The organism is Sporolactobacillus inulinus (genome assembly GCF_006539285.1).
GTDB lineage: Bacteria > Bacillota > Bacilli > Bacillales > Sporolactobacillaceae > Sporolactobacillus > Sporolactobacillus inulinus.
In genome coordinates, this window is record NZ_BJMS01000055.1 from 1 (window position 1) to 24,827 (window position 24,827).

Sequence of the window (24,827 nt, forward strand, 5' to 3'; positions counted from 1 at the left end):
CCCTCAATTCGATGCTACTGTACTTATTTAAGTGCAACACACGGTCGGTATGAAAAGTCGTTTTAACGTACAAAAATACCAGTTCAATACGCGCTAGCTTTTCTTTACTTAGGAAAAAAACGGCTTCGGCATCCATCCTTTTGAATGCCAAGCCGCCTTTTTGATAAAACGCCTGCATGGGCGTTCCTTTTCTTTTACAAACCGTCGCGTTAAATCTTATTTTTAATCAACCTTTTATTTTTTGTTCAGCATTTCATAGACTTGCTTTACGTCTTTGTCGCCGCGGCCGGAAAGGTTGACGATGATGCTTTCGTCCTTTGGCAAGGTCTTGGCGAGCTTCGTCGCATAGGCAACGGCATGCGCGCTTTCTAGCGCCGGGATGATTCCTTCGACCTTGGACAGATTCAGGAAGGCATCCAGCGCTTCTTTGCCGGTCACCGTGACGTATTCGCCGCGACCGGATGCTTTCAGGTAGCTGTGTTCCGGACCGACGCCCGGATAATCGAGCCCGGCAGCGATGGAATACGTCGGCTTCGGATTGTTGTTTTCATCGACAAGCGCGTAGCATTTGAAACCGTGAATCACGGCCGGTACGCCTTCGGCAATGCTTGCGGCTTCTGTCGGTTCAACACCGACAAGGCGGACGCTCGGTTCGTCAATGTAATGGGCAAAGGCGCCGATCGCGTTACTGCCGCCACCGACACAAGCGACAACCGCAGCAGGAAGCTTGCCTTCTTTTTCAAGAATCTGCCGCTTCGACTCTTCGCTGATTATCGATTGGAAATGATGCACCATCGTTGGGTACGGGTGCGGGCCAACCGCTGATCCCAGTAAGTAGAACGTTGTCTCGTGATTTTGTACCAAGTCTGCCAGCGCAACATCAACCGCATCCTTCAAACGACCCTGACCTTTCTCTACAGGCACGACTTCAGCGCCAAGCAATTCCATCCTGAAGACGTTCAATGCTTGACGTTCGGTATCGTATTTACCCATGTAGATCGTACATGGCAGGCCGAATAACGCGGCAACAGTGGCTGTCGCGACGCCGTGCTGCCCGGCGCCGGTTTCTGCGATGATGCGCTTTGCACCCATCCGTTTGGCCAGCAGAATCTGACCCATTGTGTTATTAATCTTGTGCGCACCGGTGTGGTTCAAATCTTCTCTTTTCAGATAGATTTTAGCCCCGCCTGCTTGTTTCGTCAGGTTTTCTGCAAAAGTCAGCGGATTTTCGCGTCCGACATAGTCTCTCATGTAGCCACGCAATTCACTGTTAAATTCCGGGTCGTCCTTATATCGGTCGAAGGCTTCGGCAAGCTTAGCCAGTACCTTCTGCAATTCTTCGGGGACATAGCTACCGCCGAATTCGCCAAATGTTCCTACTGATGCTGTACTTAAACGATTACTCAACTCTGCTCAGCTCCTGTTCTTTTTCGTACCCGCCCTCTGGAAGGTACCGAAATTATCGTGCTCTTTAAGTCTCTAACTTTCAAAAACGATTGTCAATCGATTTTTTTAATTGACAAAAAATTTTCGATCCTGGTCACGGCTCAAGGCTGCGCTGATAACCCAAATAGCGTGTGCCTTGAAAGTCGAGCATGCCGTATTCCAATCCAGATACTTCAAACTCGATCCGGTCGCCACTCTCAACCTCAAATGTGGCATAATAGTGGGTAACCACAGACCTCTCGTTTCCTCCGGTCGCTTCCGGTTCTTTTGCCAACGACCTGTGCCGGAACACGAAGACGCGGCTTTTGCTTGTTGGATGACCACGTTGCCGCTCGCTTTATCAAGCGGAACATAATTTGCGGGGTATCGATGAAACGTTGCGCTTAGTATAACAAATCATTCACAATCTTCTTATGAAAAGAAAGTCTGGTGTCCGTTATGATTCAAGACAGATATATGAATCTGAAATTAAGTGAGCGCGGTGCCATGATCAGTATCGCCACGTATTTGGTTCTGTCGGCGCTCAAGCTGTTTGTCGGCATTTCGATGGGCTCGCGTGCGCTTCGTGCCGACGGGTTTAACAATGTCACCGATATTCTCGCTTCGGTTGCCGTGCTGATCGGCTTGAAGCTGTCCCAGCGGCCGGCGGACAGCGATCACCCGTACGGGCATTGGAAAAGCGAGACGATCGCCTCGCTTTTTGCCTCATTTATCATGATGGCGGTCGGTGTTCAAGTGCTTTTCGACGGCGCGCAATCCATTTTTAACGGGCATGAAGAGCGCCCGGATCTGCTCGCCGCTTGGATTGGATTGCTCTGTGCAGCGATCATGTTCTCCGTTTATGCGTATAACAAACGGCTGTCCAAGAAAACCGGCAGCAATTCGGTCCTTGCTGCAGCAAAGGATAATTTTTCCGATGGTTGCGTGAGCATTGGTGCCAGTATCGGTATTTTCGGTGCACAAATCCACTTAAACTGGCTGGACTCGGCGGCAGCGTTCGTCATCGGACTGCTCATCTGCAAAACTGCCTGGGATATTTTCAGAGAATCCTCATATCGTCTATCGGACGGCTTTGATGACAAAACGCTGCATGCTTTTAACCATTTGGTGCATTCGGTACCCGGCGTTGAAGGTGTACGCGATATCCGCGGGCGGAACTATGGCAATAACACGGTTATTGATTTAGTGATCGTTGTCAACCCAGACATGAGCTTGCGCGAGGCACATCGCATTTCTTCGCGTGTTGAAGCGGTATTGATGGATAAATACGACGTCTTCGAGGTACATGTGCACGTCGAACCGAATGAATAGGCGTTTCACCCTTGGCCGGATTCAGGCATAAAGTAGAAAGAAATGAACCAAAAAGGGATGATACTTATGCCGGTTAATCCATCCGACCCGTCTTTTACCCTGTTCGGTGATTCAACGCGAACGGTTACGGAACAACGCGATGCAAAAAACTTCATTTTCCAGCTGTTCGGGTCGCAGCTTTCGACAATCAATACCGGTTTTTTCAACGCCCGCATGACGCGCGGAATCATTATTCAGCCGCACTGGCACACCAATGCTTCTGAACTGGTCTTCGTGATCTGCGGTACGGTGATCACATCGGTATTCAATCCATTTACGCAAAAGGTGATGAGCTATCGTCTCAATCCAGGTCAGGTGTGCGTTCTGCCGAAAGGATGGTTCCACTGGATCCTTGCCTTGACGGATGACGTGCACCTACTGACAATCTTTGATCAGCCGACTCCGGACGTCGTCTTTGGCTCCGATTTTCTACGCGTCATACCGGCAGAAGTCATGAACCGTGCCTATTGTGTTGATCCGGCCGCCTATGCTCAAGCCGTTGCGCCCATTCAGCAGTCTACCATTCTCGGTCCACCGGTCGGCTGCACCAATCAACAGCAGCCCAACGAAACCGGCCCCAAGCCGAAGCCGTACCCTTCCTCCTATTTCACAGGACCCGCTGCACCGATACCTTATGACGCATAAAAAAGAGATGCAGATCTACATGGATCGTCATCTCTTTTTTATTATGTTAGACTATTCTAAGTATTATTTGAAAAGATTGGAGTTGCACCCGCACCCGTGAAGAAAAGCAAAATTTTTATCGCAGCATGTTTCTTAACTGTTTTAGCCGTCGGAACGTCTGCTTGCGGTCAATCCTCAACGCATCAGCCACCAGCCAAGAATCAGGCAACACCTGATCACTCCGTGCAAAGTACCGATGATCCTTCTCAATCAAAAGGTTCAACCACCGATGCAGAATCTGAACCCAGCAGTACAAATTATGAACATAAACCAACCTCAAGTGCAGGCAATAATGAGTCAACAGAAACACTAGCTCAGTATTCTGTTAAGGAAATCGAATACGCTCGCGTTTGGCTGCAACTTGGTGCGAACCAGAACATTGAGGGATTATATGTACGTCATATTTCAGCCGGTACACCACTTAACCCTGATGACACCACCAGTGCCAACTATCCGGAAGATGTGATCCAGTTAGCCGGTTCCCGCTTAGTCGATGGCTCAGTAACCTACCATAGCAATGGGGATGGCACGATCAACGTCTACAACGTCCCTTTACGCTGGGACGGGCAATATCCTGCTGGAAAAAAGTTCTACACAGCGATTACTAAAAATACAAAGCACGTGTCCATTGATACAGGCGACAATAAAAAAGTTATAGAATTCATCAAATTATTAAAATAGACCGTGATCTGTCGCCATAGTGAAGTTGTAACTACATATTAAAATACGGAAACCACAGGCATTAAACGTGTACCCCATCGCGCAAAAGGTTTTTCTTGCCCGTCTTCCGCTTGATTCATCATCTATGGTTCACAATAAAGACGTCTCGAAGTCAAAAACAAACTTCTGAGACGCCTTTTTATGCGGATTTTATTGTTCACATCTGCTTCTTACAAAGTCTGCTCGCTTTCCGTCTCGCGTCCTTCTTTTTTCACGAGAAACGAAATGACAATCAGTACAGCCATAATCGCGAGACAGGTCAGCGTTCCGACCAGATTCGCGCGATTGATCACAAAAGATATGAAAATCAGAATGAGTGCAATCAAGCCCACGAAGGTCATGTATGGGAAGCCTGCCATTTTAAAGAACGGCATTTTTGGATAATGCGGACGCAGTTTCAATTCTGCAGCGCAAATGGCGATCCAAACTAAAGATACCGTGAACCCGGGAATGCTCATCAACTGATTAATGATTTGAGCCGGAGAAAAATAGGCGAGTGAAACGCCGATCGCTAAAAAGCCGGTCGTCAGCGCCATTCCGCCCAGCGGTACGCCGTGTTTGGACAGTATACGCACAAAGCCCGGCGCTTCGCCGCGTTCCGCCATCGAATAAAGGGTACGCGTTGTTGCGTAGATCCCGGAATTGGCGGCGGACAACACGGCAGTCAATAGCACAAAGTTCATCAAATGCGGGACACCCGGAAGCCCAACCGTCTCGAATACTTGTACAAATGGACTGCTCTCTGTCGCTGAAACACTGCTCCACGGCATCATGCCGCAAATAATAAGGATCGGCAAAATGTAGAATAAAGCAACCCGTGAGACAACGCTTTTAATCACTCGAGGTAGAATATGCTCCACTTCTTTTGCCTCAGTTACCGTAAGTCCAATCATTTCCGAACCGCCGTAAGAAAAAATAACGACCAGAAATGCGGCAATCATTCCACCAAAACCATTTGGGAAAAAGCCGCCGTGACCAAAAATATTTTTCACCGGATCGGCAGGACTTGGAATCACACCAAACAAGATTAAGAATCCGAGGATGATAAAGACAATAATCGCTCCGATCTTGATCCCTGCAAACCAGAATTCAAACTCGCCGTAAAGGCTGACTTGAAAAAGATTTATGCCAACGATGAACAGGCCGCACAGACCGGCAAGTACCCAAAGCGGAACACTCGGGAACCAATATTGAAGAAAACTTCCCGCCGCCAGCACCTCGACAACCGTTACAATCATCCAGTTGATCCAGTATAGCCAGCCGATCATAATTGATACGCGAAAGCCAAATGCCTTATGCATTAAGTGCTGCATGTTCAGTCCTGGATAGGCAATCGCCATCTCGGCAAGCGCAACCATGACAATAAATAAAATAAGCCCACACACAAGGTATGCGATCGTCACACTTGGACCAGCAATCGCCAGCGTATCGCCGCTTCCTTTGAAAATACCGGTACCGATCATCCCGGCCATGGCCATCAACATGATGTGGCGCGGAGCCAAACCACGTTTTAGTTCCGTTTTTTTCTTTTCTGTTGCACCCATCATCATTAATTCCTTTCTCTCTATTTATGTCGCTTGCTTTAAAGTCATAAAGCAAGCGACAATTTTCATTTTATAAGAATTCCCAAAAAACTGTCAAGCCATGATCGTTAGCAGAGGTCGAATCCCTTACGATGCATAAACTCAGTAACACATCCAAGCGGAAGATCCTTTGTGTATTTTCCCGGGCCAGCTGATCTTTTGTTTGTTGTTTGTCCGCAGCTGATAATGCGCTTCCATATGCCTGGCGGTCAATCCTGATCAAATGAATCGCTGCGCGGCTTTTCTTTGATAAAAAAAGTCAGCGCCCAGGCAGCGATGCAGAAGCCGAGCGCAACTAAAAATGCTGCATTGACGCCGTTCAGTACGGCATCTGTTTTTAATACATGATTGAGGTGCGGATCGAGGCCGAACATGGTTTTTGCCGGCATTTCACTTTTTGTGACATCAGACATCACGCTGATCAAGACCGCGGTTCCGATTGCACCACAAATGGTTCGAAATGTGTTCGTCACGGCCGTTCCGTCACCCATCCATTCCTCAGGCAAGGTATTCATTCCCGCGGTTGTGATCGGTGTCAGGACAAGCGAAACGCCAAGCAGCCGAACCGCATAGAGCGTCGTCAGTGCACCGATTTCCGTCGACATGGTTAAAAAAACAAATGGAATCGTTGCCATCGTCAGAAGGCCCATTCCCGTGATTGCCAGCTTACGAACGCCGATTTTTTCAAAAACAATCCCACTGAGCGGACACATCAGACCCATAATGGCCGCGCCGGGCACCATCACCAGTCCGGAAAACAGTGCACTTTGACCGCGTACGTTCTGGATATAGAGCGGTAGCATAAGTTCGGCACCGAACATCGCAATCATCACCACTGCGCAAATGATTGCCGATAAACAGAAAAGCGGCGAACGCAGTACCTTAAGATTGAGCATCGGGTTATCAATCGTGAGTTCCCGCCAAATGAACAGACCAACGCAGCCGGCACCGATGACCAAACTGACGATGACCAGCCGCGAACCCCAGCCATGATGGCCGACACTGCTGAATCCAAACAGTAGAGCGCCGAAGCCAAGCGTTGACAAGAGCAGTGAGAGCAGATCAATCCGCTTCGGATCAAGTGGCACAACACTGCGCATGGATTTGGACGCCAGCCGCAATATCACAAGAACCGCCGGCAGAAACAAACAAAAAAGAATGCGCCAGTTGAAATGATCCATCACCCAGCCGGCAATAGCCGGTCCGACAACCCGTCCCAAAGCCAGCACCAGCCCCTCCATACCCATAGCCAAACCGCGCTCGTGTTTTTGAAAAATGAGCAGCAGTATCGTTTGCATCAATGGCATCACCATGCCTGTCGCTGCCGCTTGGACAACCCGTCCGCATAAAAGCAGCGGAAAATTCGGTGCCGATACCGCGATGATCGTCCCCACGAGAAAAATCAGCATCGCAGCCATGAATAGCCGCTTTGAATTGATCCGGTGCATCAGCATCCCGGTAACCGGAATCATAATCCCGTTCGTCAGCAGGAACCCGGAAGTCAGCCATTGCCCGGTATCGGCATCAATATGAAAGTCATGCATGATGCCCGGCAGCGCTGTAACGATCATGAGGTGATTGACGACCACACAAAACGTTCCCAGAAGCAGCACGGCAACCAGAACCCATCGTTTATACGGCTTCCCCTCACAATCCCTTGCATGCGCTTGGGCAGCCATCGTCCCACATCCCTTCGTTCAAAGTCTCCTGAACGGTAGTATGGCTCAATCCTCCGATTTACACTCATGCAATGCGGCCGAATTGCCCCTTGCAGCCAAATCCGTTTCAGTGCGCTTTGGGTTTGGTGCGGCCCATACGTTAAAGTCGCAGGTAAACCAAAAAATCGCCCGCCATATTATGGAGGACGATCTTCAGTATCTTTTTAGTTCAGTGCTTGCTTCTTTTGCATCGCTTTCTGCATTTTCTTCATTTCTTTGACGCTCATCACTTGATGGTTTTCCGGAACGTAGAAGACGTTGCGCGTAGAAACCACTACATCATTGCTGCCGCTATAGGCAAACAGCATCTTAAAGCGATTGTTCTTGAATACACGGCGTTTCTTTTCAATCGCCAGATAAGCCGGCTGATCGGTCTTTTTGACGACACTTTTGTCCGTAATCGCCGTGTGCTTCATTTTCGGTTTGCCTTGTTTGCTCGTATTGTAGAGATATAGGCGATCCTTGCCGACAGCCTGATTCAGCAGCAGAAACGGGCCCTGCGCTGCTGCGGTTCCGGCGGCTGAATAGATCGGCACTTTTTGCGTCTCTACCTTCGTGGTCATCCCGAAATGATTGTGTTCATTCATAATCAACAACGTCTCGCTGCCGAGAAAGACGATCAAGGAAACAGCGGCCAGTCCGTAGTGCAGCCAGCGGTATCTCGCAAATTTCTTTACTCCGCCCGTGAAAATGAACACGACAAAGAGCACAACACCGACGCTTAAACTATATAAAATCAAACGATTCACTCCCTATTCGTAAAATAGTCTTCCGACTGTGTCGCTCAATCCGCCCCTTGCGCTTCAACCGCTTGTTTGTTTTTCCCTTTAATAAAGAAGGTCAAAATCAGCGTCAGCACGCAGAAACAAATCGCAACAATAAATGCCGCGTTCATCCCATTAAGCGCTGCATCAAGCATTTGCTTCCCATATTGCGATGGATGGGTATGCATCAACTGTTTACTTGGTGAATCATTTTTGGTCACGTTCGTCAAAATACTGATCAAAATGGCTGTTCCGATTGAACCCGCCACCGTACGAATCGTGTTGTTGACGGCAGTCCCATGACTCATCAACGAATCAGGCAGGGCATTCATCCCTGCGGTCGTCACCGGCATCATCACCATGGAAATGCCAACGAAGCGCACCGCGTACAGCACGATAATTGACGTAAAGCTTGTATGTTCGGTCAGGAACATGAACGGCAGCGTGCCTACCGTCAGCAAAAACATACCGGTAATCGCCAACTTGCGCGAGCCGATCCTGTCGAAGATGATCCCGGTGACCGGGCTCATCAGACCCATAATAATCGCGCCCGGAAGCAGCATCAGTCCGGAGTTAAGCGCACTCTCGCCGCGGATATTCTGAATATACAGCGGAAGCACAAGCTCCGCACCGATCATCGCCATCATGACAATACTGCTGATTACCACCGATAGCGTAAAGATCGGTGACTTGAACACCCGCAGTTCCAGCATCGGCTCCTCTGCAACCAGTTGCCGCCAAACAAAGAAAACGGTAAAGACCGCCCCAACGACCAGCGGCCACACCACGCGGCCATCCGACCAGCCGTAGTTGCCAACACTGCTGAATCCATAAAGAACCCCGCCAAAGCCAAGCGTTGACAACACAAGTGACAGAAAATCAATACGCGGATTGGTGAGCGGCACAACTTTTTTCATCGCTGCAAACGCAAGAATAATCACGACCACCACGATCGGAATCATCATCTCGAAAAGCACTCGCCAATCATAACGATCCACAATCCATCCGGAAAGCGTCGGTCCGAGCGCCGGCGCAAAGGCAATGACAAGGCCGCCAAGCCCCATAATCACCCCACGTTTTTCCCTCGGAACAATTAACAACGAGATGGTCTGCATCAGCGGCATCATCGTTCCGGCACCGGCAGCCTGAATCAAACGCCCGACAAGCAGCACCGAGAAATTGGGGGCAAGCGCCGCCGTAACCGTTCCCGCCAAAAAAAGGATCAAAGCACCAATGTACAATACTCTCGAGTTGATTTTATTGATCAACAGTGCCGTTACCGGAATCATTACACCGTTCATTAACAGAAACCCGGACGTGAGCCACTGCCCTGTCGCCGCAGAAATATCAAAATCCTTCATAATATCCGGAAGTGCGGTTGCAAGCAGCGTCTGATTCAGAATAGTACAGAACGCCCCGACCAGCAAAATAACAATTAAAAAAGTTCGATTATACGCTTTCCCATCAATATCCGTGGGTTGATTCTTCTCAGTCATACACGAAACTCCTTTTCCTTCATTTATCTCAATCTTATCGTGGATCGGCGCGCACTCCACAACACCCTATTGAAGAGGATAGCGCCGCTTTATGAACACCCGATGAACTTAACGAAATTAATTTTAATTACACGAGGGTTTGTGAAAATTGAGCGTTAGGTGAGACATACACGGTTGGGCGCATCCGTTGCAGCCGGCAGGGAAACGGCTGCAAAATGCGCACAAAAAAAGCTTCCCCTTCAGAGGAGAAGCTTAAACAAGCGTTTATTTAATGCATCAGGGACGGAAAACCGTAGCGATACTGGCGCGGCAGCTCAGTCTCTTTATGCAGTTCGGAGGCCGCCTGCAGCGCCCAGTACGGATGGCGCAGCATGCCGCGTCCGACGGCAACCAGGTCGGCTTCTTCATTGCCGATCACCGCATTGGCCAGCTGCGGTTCATCGAGACGACCAACGGCAATCACCGGCGTGTCGACCGCTTTCTTGATTTCGCGCGCAAATGGCACTTGGTAAGCCGCATGCGTGCCTGGCTTACCGGCCGCCTCGATCGGCCCTTCACCGCCGGCGCTGACGTGGAACACATCGACGCCGGCTTCTTTGTACTTTTTCGCCAAAGCGATACTGTGATCCAGACCGTATCCGCCGGCCACATACTCAATTGCTGAAATGCGCATGATCAGAGGCATATCGGCCGGCATGACGCTTTTTGCCGCTTGCACAACCTCAACTCCGAATTTCGCTAAATCGTTGCCGTACGCATCGGTGCGCTTATTGGTATACGCGGATTGGAACTGATGAATTAAGTAGCCATGAGCGCCGTGCAGCTCAATGGCGTCAAACCCGGCTTTTACTGCACGCGCAATCGCTGCGGCATATTTCTCCGGCATCGCTTTCGCTTCTTCGGTTGTCAGCGCACGCGGCGTTTTATAGTGTTCATTAAACGCGATTGCCGATGGCGCAACCGGTACCGCTGCGTCCTCTGCTTTGCGTCCGGCATGGGCGATTTGAATCGCCACCTTCGCGCCGTATTTGTGGCATTCGGCGACAATCCGAGCTAACGCCGGAATCTGCTTGTCCGACCAAAGCCCGAGGTCGTTGTCGGTAATTCGACCGTCCGGCTCCACATCGGTCATTTCAATGATAATCAGCCCGGCGCCACCGATCGCTCGGCTGACATAGTGTACGAAATGCCAGTCGGTTGCAATGCCGTCCTTTTTCTCGACGGAGTATTGGCACATCGGCGGCATCACCACGCGATTTTTTAAATCTAAGCTTTTGAACGTCCATGGTGTGAAAAGATCAATCACTGGAATTCACTCCTTATTAAAGATTAATTTCATATGCAACATCTGATTTGGCGATGCATTCACCATCAATTTTCCTGCTTCAATCAGCTTTTTAATGCGCCAATAAATATAGGTATCACCGACCCATTGTTTTTCATGCAGCTCACCGATCACTTCGCCAATTAAACGGAGGCAAAGAAAGCCTTTGCGGTTTTCCTGTTGACGAGCAAGGCGGCGAGCATGTCGTAAAATTTCGGCGTCAAAGTAATCCGGCGACGCCGGTTGCACGCGACCGTCCGTCCAGATTCTCAGTACCGATGGATCGGCGGACACACGCCGCCATTCACTTTCCAATTGGTGGCACTCATTATCGGTCAACGGCGGCTGCTGCGCGTATTTTTTAAACAGCATCGCCAACGTCTCCGGAGCCAGTTCGCCGCTATACGCTGAGTGTGCCCCTTCTCCAAATTCTTCAAAAAGCTGTTTTTCGTAAGCAGAAGGATTGATGACCCGAATGGGATTCTTGCGGCCACGCAAAAGATAGGCAATGAGAGCGAGCCCGCACTGCTCCCAAGCATTATCCGATGCCCAAACGGTAACCGGCACATGTTCGGGAATGGCTTGGATCGCTTCAAGTTGATTCGCCAGTGAATCGAGGAAATCGTCATCATACGAATAGCCGTCAACGAAGTCTTTAAGCCATGTGATTCGGTCACGTATTCCTTCCGGTTCATCTAGTCGAGCGAGCGGTCCGTTTGAAAGATCTGTTGTAATGGCGAGGACGTGTTCGCTTCGAACCTTAATGCTGCTTAGCCCATACCTCAGACTCCCGGCAACCGAATCGCCAAACGCAATATGCCGGTGATTCAACGCTTCTTCAGTCAGCGGCTGCTGCGGCTGCAACTGAATCAGATCTTCATAGATGTGACGCATCCGCTTTGTCAGCCGCTTCTCATCCGGAACCTGCTGCGCAATTTCCGCCTCTTGGAACAGACGCAGCAGCATCCGCTTACTCTCGCGTTCATTCAATTGGTTAATCGCCTCTGCCAGCTTTTCATACACGAAATCAATCGCCTCCATTCAAATCCTATCACCATCACTGAGGATCGACCAAGCACAAAGGCTTGCAGCCGAACCCTGTGCTCATTCGCTTTAACTTTGCGTGTACCGTTGGTCTGCGCTTTCATGGTTTTGCATCAACGCTTCGGTCGCTCGCTTGCCGCGGGCGCACCACGAGCCTCCTCAGACAGGCAGAAATCTGTGGGGTCTCCCTTGGCTCGCTGTTCCCGCAGGCGCCAGAGCATCTCCGCTTTTGATGCTCAGTCAAGACACTATGTTATGGCGAATGGATTTCGCTTTAACTTTTCGGGTTTTCGCTTTAACTCACGCACTATGCGTGGTTTGCTTCCTTCTATTATGCATAGCTTGCCTCAATTTCGCGAAGTCGTGTGTAAAGAAAATCGTTCACCGGTGTCGGAATCCCGTGCTTTTTGCCGAGGCGGCGAATCGTGCCGGCGAAAAGATCAACCTCGGTCAGGCGATGCTGCAGCGTATCTTGGCGCATGGATGGCATTCCCTCGGGGCTGAGCGCATCGTTGATCTTCAGCCAACCAGCAATTTCCGACTCGCGCAGCGGCACGCCTTCTGCATTGGCCACCTTGATCACTTCTTTCATCGCTGCAATCACCGTATCGCGCGGTTTGCCCGGCACTTGGATACCTCCGTAGTTGGTCGCAAAAACGGCTGTCGACTGATTGACTCCGGTATTGACCATCAACTTGCTCCACATTTTGTGCATCATGTGCTCGGGGATTTCATAAGGAATTTCCGCTTTCTCAAACAATTGCTGAAGCGCAGCGACCTTTTCTGTACGCGCGTTATCCTTTTCGCCAAAGCTGACAAAACCGATTTTCGTATAGGTCAATTGATTGCCGATTTTCGATGCATCCATCCCGGCAACAATGCTGTAGAGCAGCTGCTTGAAGCCAAATGCTTCACCGATCATTTGCTCGCTGCTAATTCCATTCAAGAATGAGATGAGTATTGTCTTCGGGCCAACTTGATTGCGTGCACTCTCGATAGCCTTCGCCAACCCGGCGTATTTAACGGTAAAAATCAGCAGATCGGCCGGCTCCATCTGCGCGTCTGCAGCCACATAATGAAAGGCACAGGGTTCTCCGTTGCCGTACACGCCTTCCTTTTTGTAGCGCTCGATGCGCTGCCTGTCGGCGACAATGCGAACCGCATCGTTCCCCAGATGGTCCGCAAACTGTTTTCCGTACATAATGCCAAGCGCACCGAGCCCAATGATTGCCACTGTTTTGATTTCCATACCGTTCTCCAACCCCGTTTCAATTTTCTGTAAGTTTCCTTTAGTATAACCGCTCTGCTTTGCACTTGGAAGAGTTATCGTGCTTCCGGATGCCAGGCCCGTTCTGTATAAAAGCAATCTGCTTTGTCAAACTAAGTGCAAGACGTAACGGAGGGCTGTTTATGAACGGATTCATGCGTGTGATTGATTTTCATCCCAATTGGCTGTGGCAAGCGGTCGTTATCCTTCTGTTCGGTGTTCTTTTAATACGGGTTTCCGGAAGGAAGTCAATCTCGCAGATGACCATTCCGCAAACCGTTATTATGATTTCTATTGGGACAATGCTCGTCCAACCGGTGAGCGGCAAAAGCATTACCTTGTCCTTTGCCATTGGGGTTATTTTTGTTGCTACACTGTTTGTCATCGATCAGCTTCAATTGAAATGGGATTGGGCGGAGTCGCTTTTCTCCGGACATGCAAAAATAATTATTAAAAATGGGAAACTGCGCACGCGACGTTTGCGAAAAATGAAAATGACGGTCGACCATATTGAAATGCAGTTGCGGCAAAACGGTGTCGAGCGGCTTGAAGATATCGAAATGGCGACGGTGGAACAGAGCGGGCAAATTGCCTGCCTGCTCGTTCAAAAGAAGCGTCCGGCGACAAAAGAAGATATTGCTGCACTGCAGCAGGATCTTGCGGTGATCGCAAAAGCCTTGCGTGTTCAGCTCCCCTCCCAACAGAAAAAAAAGCCGCAAGAAGCGAAACTCTTTACTGAGATCGAAAACCACCGCAAACGGTCGCGCTGAGCAGCCATTTAATGATTACCAGACTTTCGACCGGCTGATTCAGTATCTCGATTAAACACTTCGTATTGTTTGGCTTTATCCACGACATCCAAATTGGCGACTACCCTTTGCGCCGGTTCTTCCATTTCTTTTCTCATTCCATTTTCTCTGATTTATAGGCAAACCTTAATTGTTTTCAATCATCCTCGATCTTGATCTTCTGTTCTATCTGTTATACACTTAGTATAACAGATAGAACAAAGAGGTGTTCGATCATGCTTCTGTCGATTGATTTCAGCTCGGATCAAGCGATCTATATGCAAATACGCGATGCGATTGTCACCGGGATTGCCTCGGGAAAACTTCAGGACGGCGATACACTGCCCTCGGTTCGCGTGCTTGGCTCCGAACTTGGCGTGAATCTCCATACTGTGAACAAAGCGTATCAACTGCTTCAAAGCGAAGGGTTTATTGATATTCAGCGACGACGCGGAACATTCATCAAAGCCGGCAAAACCGCTCAAAGCACGGCTGCTTTCTTAAGGAAATACGGCGTGCCGCTTAAAGACATGGTGCACGCGGCGGTCACAGAACGTGTTGACCGCGCTGTGCTCCATAAAATAATTGATCATTTGTACGACGAATTGGCGGGTACAGAATGATGCCGTTCCTGCATCTTGGTGCTTTTTTGTATGCCGCTTTCTGCGAAACGTTCAGTACGTCGCCCAAAATCTTTGTGCAGTCGGCGGTCGAATAAAGCATTGCCGCGCCGTCCTGCACCAGATCATTGACTACGCTTATGACAAAACTGGAGGGAACCGAATCATGAGCTCATTACTTCTCATTGGAACATTTTTCATTGTCGCCTGTCTTTTTATCGCTCAGCCTTGGTTTGCACGCAAAAATGTCTTTTTCGGCGTTGTCTTTGCTAATGATCAGGTTCGTAATCATCCGACTGCTCAGAATATCACGCGCCGCTATCTGATCGAAAGTATCGGTACGGCGCTGATCCTGCTGGTACTCCTAATCGTGGCACGGTTATTCAGCAGCCGGGAGCTCGTACTGGCGATTGCCTGCAACTTGATCTTCTTTGCACTCCTCGCGCTGGAAACGCTTCTCTTCATCCGCGGCAACACGGGAATGCGCCGACTGAAAAAACAACTTCAACCGAATCCGCAGCTGAGCACAAATAAAATTTCTGTTGCGATCGGTCGGAACGCACGCGAAAACGTCCTTCCGCTTCGCTGGCTGCTGCTGCTTCTCCCGTTCTTTATTGCAACACTTGTGGTCGCCTGCTTCGGTTATCCTTATATGCCTGATTCCATTCCTGTTCATTTTGGGCTGACCGGGCCGGATCGATGGGCAGCGAAATCGTGGTTGACCGTATTGAATCCGGTCTTCTTCCAGCTGATCTTTGGCGCACTGATCCTGTTTGTACGCCGGGCGCCGGCATCCGTTAAAGGAAATCCGAATGCCGCACCAGGGTATGCGGCATACCGCAAAATGCTGAACCTGATTCTAATCCTTTTTTGCCTAGCAACCCAGTCCATCTTTTTTCTAATGGTCGCAAGCCCCCTGCTCCACGTTCATTACGTCTGGTTTCTTATCATCGGCGTGCTTGATTTCGGGCTAATGCTTGCCATGTTCCTCATTCACGCCCGCTTCGTGCGCCGTAAAACGGCATCCGGTTCGATTTTGGATGATGATGACAAATGGATTGGAGGCATCTTTTACTTTAATCGTTCCGATCCGTCGCTTTTTATTGAAAAACGCGTCGGTATCGGGTATACGGTGAACATGGCCCGTCCCCTCGTCTGGATCATACCCGCGGCAATCATCATCATGACCGTCCTGCTTAGCTTGCATTAAGAACAAGCTGGGCGCTCACCGAATCGGGCGCTGCTCATAAACTGTAACGTAACGATCTACGTCAGGAGTGGTGACCGATGTATTACGATAATCTCGATGATCGACAACAAATGGAACAGAATCCTGCAGCTCCATTTGTCGACGCAATTCTGAATGCAATTAAAGGAGAAGCAACGGCGATCGATTTTTACGGTCGCTTGGCTGAGGCTGCGCCAAACGCGGTGATGCGCGACAGGATTCTGAGCATCCGCCGTGATGAACAGGATCACTTTCACTTGTTCAACCAGCTCTATGAACAGCTCACTGGAATGCAGGCTTCGGTTTCGATCACACCGGTTTCTTTCGGTTCTTTTTCCAACGGGCTTAGGATTGCCTACGATGATGAGCTCAAAGACTATGAAACGTACCGTAATCTTTACCTGAATACGCAAGATGTTACCATCCGCAACATCCTGCTCCGAGCTTTTACCGATGAAATCAAACATGCGATACGCTTTGGTTTTATGACCGTCTCACTCGTCTGATCCTTCTTTACATTTGCCTTTTGTTCTGCGGGACAAGGGCAGATTTTTTTGCTGAAAAATAATCATTACGTGGCTTCTGAGGTTCACGAACAATCGATTTCTGCTGGTTTTTTCTGATTTGGTTCACGGGCAACCGGTCACTGCGCTATAATAATGAAGAGTAATGATTCCCAAAACACGCAGCGCGAATCGCATTGAACAAAGGAGTTCTCACATGATTCACATACAAAAAATAGCGCTCCCGGAGACCGGACGAGTCCTTGTCATTTCCGACATCCACGGCGATTTGCACCTCTTCCAGCAACTGCTGAAAAAGGTAAGCTACACACCTGCGGACACGCTGATTCTTAACGGCGATCTGTGCGAGCGCGGGCCGTCCAGTCTCGGTGTGATCCGATATGCGCGAAAGCTCATGGACTCGAGCAGCCGCGTCTTTATCACCGAGGGCAACTGCGACCGGCTGATCCATCACGTCTTCGACAACGATCCGACTGTCTTCGATCATTTGGCGCAGCACCCGCATTCCGTGATGAACGAATGGATTGAGGAACAGGGTAAAACGATCGCCGATTTTGATTCCGTTCCTGCACTTGCCGCATTTTATCGGCAAACATGCGGCGCTGAAATCGACTGGCTGTTCTCACTGCCGACCGCACTGGAAGCTGACCACTATCTGTTCATCCACGCCGGTATCGACGACCGCGCGGACTGGCGCGAAACGAGCCATCGATCCGCCGTCGCCATCCCGCACTTTTATACACGCACGCATCAGTGTGAAAAGAACGTTGTCGTCGGTCATTGGCCGGTCGTTAACTATCGAAGTGAAGCAATCACCTGCCATAATCCAATCATCGCTCTTGATAAACGGATGATCTGTATCGATGGCGGCAATCAAGTCCGTTTTGACGGCCAGTTGAACGCGCTGATCATCGAGCGGAACCCGCAAGGCGATCGGATTCGTTTCGTCAGCGTCGACCATTTTCACAAAGTCGCAACGATCACACAGTGCTATACGCCGCCGGCTGATTTTATCGGCACCTTGAACTACCCAAATTACGCCGTTCGGCTGCTGAAACGCGGAACTTATTTCAGCCTCTGCGAAAACATCGCGCTCGGACTCCCTCAATGGATTAAGAATGAATATCTGGAGAAAAAAGACGACGGATTCACTGCTGCAGACGATCTCAGCTGTTCCGGCCTTCCGGTTCGCGCAGGCGACCAAGTCGCTGTGGTCGACGATGGCTGCGCCGGTTATACGCTGATCAAAAAAGAAGGATCGGTCGGCTGGGTCCCGAAACAATGCCTGTAAGAACGATCAGACTGATTCGGCGGAAGTTGTTGTAGCGGACAGAGCAAAATTCGTATCAAACAGTCCGAAAATCATAGCAAATCACAGCAATCCAACAAAACCCCTGATCCAGAAGTGCTGCACTTGTGGATCAGGGGTTTGCGCTTGAAATCATCGTTCAATTTTAATGATCGATCCAACGCTAAGGTTGGGAATAGGCTTTGCCTCAAGATAAAGGGTTCCTGCAAGATCTGCTGTTGTGCTTCCATCAAAGCGCATCGTAATATGTCCCAGATCAACAAGATTTTTCTGCACTAAATTTCCTACCGCGGTTATTTTAAAACGATCTTTGTCGATCGCTACATGCTGACCGACTTGGATTTCGCCTTGAATCGGTGTGACCTTAATCGCAAAGCAGTAATCTTTTAATCCTGCCGGGGCTTCGTCGCCAAAGAGAACCAACATTTTTTCCTGTAAAAAATCCTTTGCGGACTTGCCAATACTCTTTATCTGAGTCCTATAAATTTCCGTTTGATCGGCTGTTTTTTTCTTCATACCAAACATTTTTCATCCTCCTTTTGATTGATCAGCTAAATGTCCAAAGCTCGTTCAGACGTAAAGACCGAAGCTGCACAGCCATGCAAGCGCAACACGAGGCGCACCAGTCAAGAATCGTGAGTACAGAACAGCAGGAACACCGACTTCGACTGTTTCCGGTTTTGCTTCGGCAAGCCCGAGCCCAACCGGAACAAAATCACATGCGTTCTGTGTGTTAATCGCGAATAGTGCCGGAAGTGCGAGCTGCGGCGGGATGTTGCCCTTTCCGATTTCCACACCGATCAGCGTACCAATCACCTGACCGATCACGCCTCCAGGACCGAGGAGCGGTGACAAGAATGGCAGTGAACAGATAAAGCCAATCAGCATCAGGCCCCATATATTTCCGGCGAGCGGTGACATTACTTTTCCGAACCAACCGCCAATGCCCGATCCTTGAATGATCCCAATGATCATGGCCACAAAAGCCATAAATGGCAGAATGGTATTCAGCATGGTCTGAATTGCATCGCGGGCCGCTTGATATAAAGTATTAATCGCTTTACCTGCACCAAGACCAATCTTTGTGAACAAGTCTTTATGCTCGCGTTCCGCTAGCGTTTCTGAAATCTTTTTATCCGAACGGTACGTGAATTGCTTTTGTGAATCCGAAGCCGAGGCTTCCTTCGTTTCATCCGCTGCTTGATCGGATGCTTCCACGGCGGTGATTTGCTCGACGCCGACGTTGGACACATAAATCGACTCATTAATGTATTGTGCGAGTGGTCCGCTTTTCCCGGTCGGCATAACGTTAATGGTCGGAATGCCTTTTTTCGGATAAATGCCGCAGCGGAGCGTTCCGCCGCAATCGACAATGGCAACGGCAACTTCTTCATCCGACACGCTGGTTTTGAATCCGTTAACCGGAATTCCTCCTGTAAGTGCCGCAAGTTTGTCGACAATCGCCGGCTTATTGCCTCCGCCGACAATGTATAAGATCTTATCTTTTCCTTCTTTCGGGGTTATGGTGAGCGGTCCGCCATAACCGCCGCTTCCTTTAACGACTTTCGCTGATCGATAACTCATCATCGCTCCTCCTCTCAAATCGATTTAATATCCGTCTTTTTACTTAAGGTCACATTCTGCTGTTTGGAAACCCAGCCCGTAATAAAATCGGTAATCCATCCGCAAAAGAAGTTGGCAACCAGCCCAACGAGCAAATATCTGATCGCAAGCGGTGTTGTATCCAGCCCTAATTGCTGAACGCCTTGGGCGATCCCAAGCCAAATAAACAGTTCAGCGGCATTGATATGTGGGAATACGCCGTTGCTTGTATGGCAGAAAAAAGCGGCCGATGCAAAGTAACTTGGTTTATAATATTCCGGCATAAACCGTCCAAGCGAATGGACCATTGGATTGGCCAGCATAAACGATCCGAGAAACGGAAGAACCATGTAGCGTAGCAGCGGATTGCTCGCTGATTTAGCAGCCAATTTATTAATCTTCTCAGCACCGATTAAGCCAATTAAGGCATTCATGGCAACAAGAAGCATCAGGACGAGCGGTACAATTGTAGTCATCCATGAGATAAACGTCTTCCCGCCTGTTTGAAAAAGGTAAATAAATCCCTTTGCCGCTTCGACAACAAAGTCCATGTTCATCACCCCTGATTATTTTGAGTTTCGTGGTTTAAAAATCATCTTTCTAATCATCATCGATGCGCCGCTGAGCGGTGTCCGAGAGCTCGACTGTTCAATCGTTCCCCCGCCTGCGACAACCGTATAATTGTGCACACTGTCGGCAATCGCCTGTTGCAGCAGCTTGTTATATCGGCTGACTTTTACTTCCGGAAGCGCTTGAATGTTCTCGCCGATCAGCGCCTTCATCGGTTGAAATCGAGCGAGAATTGTGACGCCCTGCATCTTTCGTGCATCAAAGATTCTTCCATTTTCATCAACATTGAGAAAGACAAGCGTTCCCGCCTTGAAATGGCCTTTCTTGCGACCAATCGCTACTTTTCCTTTTCGGCGCATTTCGACAAACACATTGGAGAAATGTTTGATTTGAAAATAGCCAAGAAAGATCTGAAGGAGAAAGGCGCCGCCAATGAAGATCATTAACACATAGAAAAACAAATACGTTCACCTCTTTTATGCGTTCGGAATGGTGCATAGTCGTTGCACGCGCTTTTTTATCTCGGTATAGGTCAGTACACTTAAATCGTTGTAAAGCAAATCGATCTTTTTGGAAAGCGCTATCATTTCTTCGTATAATTGAATCAGCAACGTTTCATTATGTTGACTTTCCGGTATGCCCAGCAGAAAAACGATCCGTACTTCCTCTTCGCAGACCTTTTGTTTTAACGGATAAATGCCCACCGCTAAAACAATCTGATGAGATGCTTGGTTCATTGCGTGCGGGAAGGCAATGCCCTGGTCGAACAGGGTGTTCTTAATCTGCTCCCTCTTCATAATTCTTTGCTTAAATTCCGAGTCGACTAACCCGCTTCTCTCTAAACTTGTGATCATCGCAACCATATTTTCATGATGCGGTTTTTGGTTGGACAGAATAAAAAAATGATCTTCATCGAGCAGCTGGCTAATCACCGAACCCGCCTGCTCATTCTTTTTCATTTTCAGCGTATCAAGGGCCCAGTATTTATTAATTTTCTGGGCAAGCTTCCGTTCATCAAAGATGTCCTTAACCTCGATTACTGCTGTGTTCAAATTGGGCAGAGGGACCGTCGAAAAGATCATATCGAATTGCTCCAGTTCGGCTTTGGTGATCGCCAGTGAAGAATACAAGTGTTTCTCCACGGTTGGCGGAAGAATTTTATCGAGCTGCATCGCAATAATTCGTGCCGAACCGCGCCCGGTATCGCAGACGATGGCCACATGGCTGAGCTGAAACAGCGGTTCTTCATTCTCGGTGAGTGCAATCCCAAAATAATAGGCAAGGTAGCTGAGTTCTGCTTCATTCACCTTGATTTGATAACGTTCCTGAATGACTTCATCGGCAATCTGAGCAATCTCACAAGCAAGCGGATATTTTTCATGAACCTCATGGACGAGCGAATTATGAATGGTGACGCCGAACACGAGCCGATTCAGCATGAACATGAGATGATAGCCAAGTTCATTGCTAATCGTTCCGAGATGAATGTCAATCGACAATTGCGCCTTCACTTGTCGTTCGATTTCAGTGATCAGCTGCCTAACGGCCATCGGCAAAGCAACCGTATTCATATTGGGCAAATGAACCGGAGAGCATCTCCCTAGGATTGGGATCGTTATAAAGGCCCGTTCTGCAGTTGAAAGCACGCCGCAGATTTTTTCAAGCGATCCGGCCAGTTCATCAACCACCGCATATTCTTTGGTGTGCCTGATGACGTCCGAATCAAATGCAGAGCCGTCGTTTTTCAACGGATGCTTCATCGAACGGTTCACCACAACACCGACATAGCGAATGAATTCCCGCTCAGTTGCCTCGACCAGAACATGATCGACGGCAAACTGATGAATGAACGCAAAGACTTTTTGATCGAGTGGTTGATCGAGAACTTGATCCTTATTTTGCAAGATATAAAGTCGTTTTTCCCATTCTGAGCCTTGTAATTGAATTCCTTGATTCGGTTTCCCTTTGACCTCCAAATCATAAGGCTCAAACGTTATGCGCAGATGATTTAAATCACTGACGAGCGTTGAACGGCTTACATTAAACTGTTCGGATAAGTCATCAATAAGCAGCGGATGGGTTGCATCAAGCAATTGAGCGGCCAGTCGCTTCACTCGGTTTTCCGGAGTGCCTGTCGTCTGCTGCCGCTTTAATGCGGCCACTACTTTTCTATAGGCCTGCCCGTGATGAATTTGCAAGATGCAGTGCCCTTTATTCAAATGAATTTCTGCAGTCGATCTCAAGGTTTGATTGAGCAGCGCTACATCATTTCGAATGGTTCGCTTCGTCACTGAACATTGGTTTGCCAAATCATCAAGCGACACGTCGTGTACCTTTTGAAGCCGATCAAGAATCATCGAGAGGCGATCATTTTGCGTGAATCTGTTCATTTTATCCCCCTCTCATTGCTTAAATTCGAGAGGCGCAGATTCGCTCATCCTCTCGATTTTCCGCCCGTTATATTAACTGTCGTCCCCGTGATATAATCTGCGCGTTCCGAAAGCAGATAGGTCACCAGATTGCCAATATCGTCAAGCTTGCCCGGCCGGCCCAGTGGAATCGCTTTTGAATAGTCGGTTCCGAGCTGATCGACTGTTATATTTCGTGTATAAGCAAGCGCCTCATTGTAAGCATCCGTGGTCAGGCCTGTTTTTTCATTGATTCCCGGTGCAACGGCAACAACACGAATATGATGGCTGCCCAGCTCTTTCGCCCAAGAACGGGTAAATCCATTGACTGCGGCCTTGGTCGCCGAGTAACAGCTCTGTCCTTGCGATCCTTCCATTCCTGCTTCAGAGGCAATATTGACAACGACGCCCTTCCCCTGTTTCAAGAACTTACGAACAACGGCTTGTGTCATCAAGAAAAGTCCTTTTTGATTGACATTGACCATTAAATCGAAAGCCTTTTCATCAAGTTCATATTCCGGCTTTTCACCCTTAAAGTCAACCAAAAGCCTTGGCAGATTGATGCCCGCATTATTAACCAGACCGTCAATCGATCCAAACTCTTTAACGACATGTTCCGTCAAGTGCTCGACACTTTCTTTTTTGGTTACATCTAATTGAACGTAATAAATTCCAGAAGAATCACGCGTTCCCGTTTCTGCGTTCAAGTCGCCGACAACCACTTGTGCGCCCGCATCGTTTAACGTTTGAGCGATGTGCTTGCCAATTCCAGAGGCTCCTCCTGTAACAACAATTACCTTGTTTTCTAATCCAAGCCATGATGTATCTGCCATCTTCAATCACTCCTATTTTTTTTGATCTCAGATCTTCTTTTTCCTATCTGAGGTTCATCTCTCTACAAGTTCATTATAATAGCGCTTACATTAATAATTAATACAGACTTTTTCTCAAGTTTCGGAAATCGATTGTATGAATCATTGGACGTAAGATACGCACGCGAACGACACTTCATCTGCTCGCTTGCCGCACAACGCTCCGATTGCTCGCTTGCCGCGGGCGCCAGAGCACCTCCGCTTTGATTCTTGACCAAGACACTGATCTATCGGTTTGAAGACGGGGCAAGTTCATAAACTTTTCCCTAAAAAAACGCCGGGCCGGATCACTCCAGACCGACGTTTTTCACTTTTTTCTACATGCCTAACAGCGATCGTGTCGCTGCGCCCAGCGAGGTACCTAGGAAAACCGCTGCAATTCCTAGAACATAGGAACTGATGAGGTAGCTGTAAAAGACGCGTTTTTTCTTTCTGCGGTTTAGGGAAACACTTTCCATAGTAAACGTTGAAAATGTGGTATACGCGCCCATGAACCCGGTGCCCAGCAGCAACGATGCGTGTACACCGATCCCCAATCCGGTAATCAGACCGAGTGCAAGCGAACCCGACACATTTATAATAAAAGTCGGCAACGGAAAATCATGGCTCCATCTGCGCTTGATCCAATTTGATAACGAGAATCTGGCGAGTACACCAAACGCGGCGCCGAGCGCTACCATGAGATAATTAATCAGCATGGCGGAGGCGCCTCCTCTGCTTAATCAGCAAGATTTTGCTCAGGCGAAAACCAAGGGCAGACGCCGCAAGCCCGCCAAATCCGCTCAGTAAAAGATAAATAGCCGCTTCCAAATAGTGATTGGATTGAATGAGTGCGAAGGATTCCAGCGAAAAAGTAGAAAAGGTCGTAAACGAACCCACAAAACCCGTGCCAAATACTGCAACGAGCTTTGGCGATACGCGTGGAATCCAGATCAGAAAACGCGTGACGAATGCGAGAATGAAGCACCCTAATAGATTAATGATTAGCGTTGCTAGCGGAAAATGATAAGGGACGTGAATGATGAGCGACAAGGAATAGCGCGACAGTGCGCCAAGCACACCAAACAGTACAAGAAGTGCATCGATCACCAGGTGAACCTCCTTTGAATACATCCATCAACACGACGCGTGTGTAATGAATATCATTCATACATGGTTTGTTTTTGTTTTTGTTGCATACTTAATCTTAATTTTTTGATTACATCATGACCTTCAGAATCGACAAATATAGCGCCCACTTGCCAGTTTCTCGTGATCTCTGAAGTTAATTATAAACCTAGCACTCTCGTTTGGGAGAAATAATAGGGAGCGGACCTTATAACTTCCAGTCACGACAAGCACTCTGTATGATCGAGCCAACTATAATTTCTGCAACTTTTTAAATTGGAGCTGAGTTTGCATCGTTTTCAATACATCAAAAAACGGGCATCATCCGGAAATAGCTTCCAAATGGTGTCCGTTTTCAAATGTGCACCTGAGAAAAAACGGGCAAAAAGCGCCCGGTCCTTAC

25 protein-coding genes are annotated in these 24,827 nt (G+C 48.7%); 8 read left to right on the plus strand and 17 right to left on the minus strand.

Going from position 1 to position 24,827, the window contains the following annotated elements; all coding sequences use genetic code 11:
- Positions 1–234 precede the first annotated feature (234 nt).
- Together trpB and SIN01_RS08780 are read right to left on the minus strand one after the other, a co-directional pair.
- On the minus strand, positions 235–1,407 hold the full coding sequence (trpB, locus tag SIN01_RS08775; protein WP_047034811.1) for a tryptophan synthase subunit beta: 1,173 nt from the start codon (positions 1,405–1,407) through the stop codon (positions 235–237).
- 133 nt (positions 1,408–1,540) lie between these two features.
- The gene (locus SIN01_RS08780; RefSeq protein WP_202812801.1) at positions 1,541–1,720 is read right to left on the minus strand and encodes a DUF2500 family protein; all 180 of its coding nucleotides are present in this window, start codon (positions 1,718–1,720) and stop codon (positions 1,541–1,543) included.
- A gap of 164 nt (positions 1,721–1,884) precedes the next feature.
- Between SIN01_RS08780 and SIN01_RS08785 the strand changes: the two genes are divergently transcribed.
- From SIN01_RS08785 to SIN01_RS15170, 3 genes are all read left to right on the plus strand, one after another.
- Positions 1,885–2,757: a cation diffusion facilitator family transporter gene (locus tag SIN01_RS08785; RefSeq protein ID WP_010024504.1), complete on the plus strand. Its 873-nt coding sequence runs from the start codon at positions 1,885–1,887 to the stop codon at positions 2,755–2,757.
- A gap of 66 nt (positions 2,758–2,823) precedes the next feature.
- On the plus strand, positions 2,824–3,441 hold the full coding sequence (locus SIN01_RS08790; RefSeq protein WP_010024502.1) for a cupin domain-containing protein: 618 nt from the start codon (positions 2,824–2,826) through the stop codon (positions 3,439–3,441).
- Positions 3,442–3,537: 96 nt separating this feature from the next.
- A complete protein-coding gene (locus SIN01_RS15170) occupies positions 3,538–4,161 on the plus strand; it encodes a YdeJ family lipoprotein (RefSeq protein ID WP_010024501.1) in 624 nt (207 codons plus the stop codon).
- 209 nt (positions 4,162–4,370) lie between these two features.
- Here SIN01_RS15170 and SIN01_RS08800 read toward each other — a convergent pair whose 3' ends face one another.
- The 7 genes from SIN01_RS08800 to SIN01_RS08830 all read right to left on the minus strand — a co-directional run bounded on the left by SIN01_RS08800 (position 4,371) and on the right by SIN01_RS08830 (position 13,378).
- Positions 4,371–5,747: an amino acid permease gene (locus SIN01_RS08800; protein ID WP_047034814.1), complete on the minus strand. Its 1,377-nt coding sequence runs from the start codon at positions 5,745–5,747 to the stop codon at positions 4,371–4,373.
- Positions 5,748–5,992: 245 nt separating this feature from the next.
- Entirely contained in the window at positions 5,993–7,462 is a 1,470-nt protein-coding gene (locus SIN01_RS08805; RefSeq protein ID WP_010027154.1) for an MDR family MFS transporter, read from the minus strand.
- A gap of 203 nt (positions 7,463–7,665) precedes the next feature.
- Positions 7,666–8,241, minus strand: a complete 576-nt coding sequence (locus tag SIN01_RS08810; RefSeq protein WP_010027153.1) for a DUF4811 domain-containing protein — start codon at positions 8,239–8,241, stop codon at positions 7,666–7,668.
- A 44-nt stretch (positions 8,242–8,285) separates the two neighbouring features.
- The gene (locus SIN01_RS08815; RefSeq protein ID WP_010027152.1) at positions 8,286–9,761 is read right to left on the minus strand and encodes an MDR family MFS transporter; all 1,476 of its coding nucleotides are present in this window, start codon (positions 9,759–9,761) and stop codon (positions 8,286–8,288) included.
- Positions 9,762–10,029: 268 nt separating this feature from the next.
- Positions 10,030–11,067: an NADH:flavin oxidoreductase/NADH oxidase gene (locus SIN01_RS08820; protein WP_010027150.1), complete on the minus strand. Its 1,038-nt coding sequence runs from the start codon at positions 11,065–11,067 to the stop codon at positions 10,030–10,032.
- Between the two features lie 6 nt (positions 11,068–11,073).
- Positions 11,074–12,108: a DUF1835 domain-containing protein gene (locus SIN01_RS08825; protein ID WP_162198719.1), complete on the minus strand. Its 1,035-nt coding sequence runs from the start codon at positions 12,106–12,108 to the stop codon at positions 11,074–11,076.
- A gap of 352 nt (positions 12,109–12,460) precedes the next feature.
- Positions 12,461–13,378, minus strand: coding sequence for a ketopantoate reductase family protein (locus tag SIN01_RS08830; protein ID WP_010023780.1), 918 nt, complete (start codon positions 13,376–13,378; stop codon positions 12,461–12,463).
- A 161-nt stretch (positions 13,379–13,539) separates the two neighbouring features.
- Between SIN01_RS08830 and SIN01_RS08835 the strand changes: the two genes are divergently transcribed.
- The 5 genes from SIN01_RS08835 (at position 13,540) to SIN01_RS08855 (ending at position 17,847) form a co-directional block, all read left to right on the plus strand.
- Entirely contained in the window at positions 13,540–14,166 is a 627-nt protein-coding gene (locus SIN01_RS08835) for a DUF421 domain-containing protein (RefSeq protein ID WP_010023778.1), read from the plus strand.
- Positions 14,167–14,420: 254 nt separating this feature from the next.
- Entirely contained in the window at positions 14,421–14,807 is a 387-nt protein-coding gene (locus SIN01_RS08840) for a GntR family transcriptional regulator (protein ID WP_010023776.1), read from the plus strand.
- Positions 14,808–14,970: 163 nt separating this feature from the next.
- Positions 14,971–16,014 carry a DUF1648 domain-containing protein gene (locus tag SIN01_RS08845; protein ID WP_010023775.1) on the plus strand — a complete coding sequence of 348 codons (1,044 nt, stop codon included), beginning with the start codon at positions 14,971–14,973 and terminating at the stop codon, positions 16,012–16,014.
- Positions 16,015–16,091: 77 nt separating this feature from the next.
- Positions 16,092–16,538 carry a ferritin family protein gene (locus tag SIN01_RS08850; RefSeq protein WP_010023774.1) on the plus strand — a complete coding sequence of 149 codons (447 nt, stop codon included), beginning with the start codon at positions 16,092–16,094 and terminating at the stop codon, positions 16,536–16,538.
- A gap of 214 nt (positions 16,539–16,752) precedes the next feature.
- Entirely contained in the window at positions 16,753–17,847 is a 1,095-nt protein-coding gene (locus tag SIN01_RS08855; RefSeq protein ID WP_010023773.1) for a metallophosphoesterase, read from the plus strand.
- A 150-nt stretch (positions 17,848–17,997) separates the two neighbouring features.
- On the opposite strand, the gene SIN01_RS08860 is transcribed toward SIN01_RS08855, so the two are convergent.
- The 8 genes from SIN01_RS08860 to crcB (SIN01_RS08895) form a co-directional block, all read right to left on the minus strand.
- Entirely contained in the window at positions 17,998–18,390 is a 393-nt protein-coding gene (locus SIN01_RS08860; protein WP_010023771.1) for a PTS glucitol/sorbitol transporter subunit IIA, read from the minus strand.
- A 45-nt stretch (positions 18,391–18,435) separates the two neighbouring features.
- Positions 18,436–19,449, minus strand: coding sequence for a PTS glucitol/sorbitol transporter subunit IIB (gene srlE / locus SIN01_RS08865; RefSeq protein ID WP_010023769.1), 1,014 nt, complete (start codon positions 19,447–19,449; stop codon positions 18,436–18,438).
- Positions 19,450–19,463: 14 nt separating this feature from the next.
- Entirely contained in the window at positions 19,464–20,018 is a 555-nt protein-coding gene (gene srlA / locus SIN01_RS08870; protein WP_010023768.1) for a PTS glucitol/sorbitol transporter subunit IIC, read from the minus strand.
- 15 nt (positions 20,019–20,033) lie between these two features.
- The gene (locus SIN01_RS08875) at positions 20,034–20,498 is read right to left on the minus strand and encodes a transcriptional regulator GutM (protein WP_010023767.1); all 465 of its coding nucleotides are present in this window, start codon (positions 20,496–20,498) and stop codon (positions 20,034–20,036) included.
- Positions 20,499–20,513: 15 nt separating this feature from the next.
- Entirely contained in the window at positions 20,514–22,427 is a 1,914-nt protein-coding gene (locus SIN01_RS08880) for a BglG family transcription antiterminator (RefSeq protein WP_010023766.1), read from the minus strand.
- Positions 22,428–22,471: 44 nt separating this feature from the next.
- Entirely contained in the window at positions 22,472–23,278 is an 807-nt protein-coding gene (locus SIN01_RS08885) for an SDR family oxidoreductase (protein WP_010023765.1), read from the minus strand.
- A gap of 356 nt (positions 23,279–23,634) precedes the next feature.
- Positions 23,635–24,015, minus strand: coding sequence for a fluoride efflux transporter CrcB (gene crcB / locus SIN01_RS08890; RefSeq protein WP_010025543.1), 381 nt, complete (start codon positions 24,013–24,015; stop codon positions 23,635–23,637).
- Positions 24,005–24,406: a fluoride efflux transporter CrcB gene (gene crcB / locus SIN01_RS08895; RefSeq protein ID WP_010025545.1), complete on the minus strand. Its 402-nt coding sequence runs from the start codon at positions 24,404–24,406 to the stop codon at positions 24,005–24,007. The genes crcB (SIN01_RS08890) and crcB (SIN01_RS08895) overlap by 11 nt, the downstream gene beginning before the upstream one ends.
- Between the last annotated feature and the right edge of the window lie 421 nt (positions 24,407–24,827).

Bases quoted from the DNA above. Each gene is read 5' to 3' on its own strand.
- crcB (WP_010025543.1), bottom strand. From the start codon at position 24,015: ATGCTGATTAATTATCTCATGGTAGCGCTCGGCGCCGCGTTTGGTGTA.
- SIN01_RS08815 (WP_010027152.1), bottom strand. From the start codon at position 9,761: ATGACTGAGAAGAATCAACCCACGGATATTGATGGGAAAGCGTATAAT.
- SIN01_RS08855 (WP_010023773.1), top strand. From the start codon at position 16,753: ATGATTCACATACAAAAAATAGCGCTCCCGGAGACCGGACGAGTCCTT.
- srlE (WP_010023769.1), bottom strand. From the start codon at position 19,449: ATGAGTTATCGATCAGCGAAAGTCGTTAAAGGAAGCGGCGGTTATGGC.
- SIN01_RS08880 (WP_010023766.1), bottom strand. From the start codon at position 22,427: ATGAACAGATTCACGCAAAATGATCGCCTCTCGATGATTCTTGATCGG.
- SIN01_RS08800 (WP_047034814.1), bottom strand. From the start codon at position 5,747: ATGATGGGTGCAACAGAAAAGAAAAAAACGGAACTAAAACGTGGTTTG.
- SIN01_RS08790 (WP_010024502.1), top strand. From the start codon at position 2,824: ATGCCGGTTAATCCATCCGACCCGTCTTTTACCCTGTTCGGTGATTCA.
- SIN01_RS08805 (WP_010027154.1), bottom strand. From the start codon at position 7,462: ATGGCTGCCCAAGCGCATGCAAGGGATTGTGAGGGGAAGCCGTATAAA.
- SIN01_RS08845 (WP_010023775.1), top strand. From the start codon at position 14,971: ATGAGCTCATTACTTCTCATTGGAACATTTTTCATTGTCGCCTGTCTT.
- SIN01_RS08860 (WP_010023771.1), bottom strand. From the start codon at position 18,390: ATGTTTGGTATGAAGAAAAAAACAGCCGATCAAACGGAAATTTATAGG.
- SIN01_RS08835 (WP_010023778.1), top strand. From the start codon at position 13,540: ATGAACGGATTCATGCGTGTGATTGATTTTCATCCCAATTGGCTGTGG.
- srlA (WP_010023768.1), bottom strand. From the start codon at position 20,018: ATGGACTTTGTTGTCGAAGCGGCAAAGGGATTTATTTACCTTTTTCAA.
- SIN01_RS08885 (WP_010023765.1), bottom strand. From the start codon at position 23,278: ATGGCAGATACATCATGGCTTGGATTAGAAAACAAGGTAATTGTTGTT.
- SIN01_RS08830 (WP_010023780.1), bottom strand. From the start codon at position 13,378: ATGGAAATCAAAACAGTGGCAATCATTGGGCTCGGTGCGCTTGGCATT.
- SIN01_RS08785 (WP_010024504.1), top strand. From the start codon at position 1,885: ATGATTCAAGACAGATATATGAATCTGAAATTAAGTGAGCGCGGTGCC.
- SIN01_RS08850 (WP_010023774.1), top strand. From the start codon at position 16,092: ATGTATTACGATAATCTCGATGATCGACAACAAATGGAACAGAATCCT.
- SIN01_RS08840 (WP_010023776.1), top strand. From the start codon at position 14,421: ATGCTTCTGTCGATTGATTTCAGCTCGGATCAAGCGATCTATATGCAA.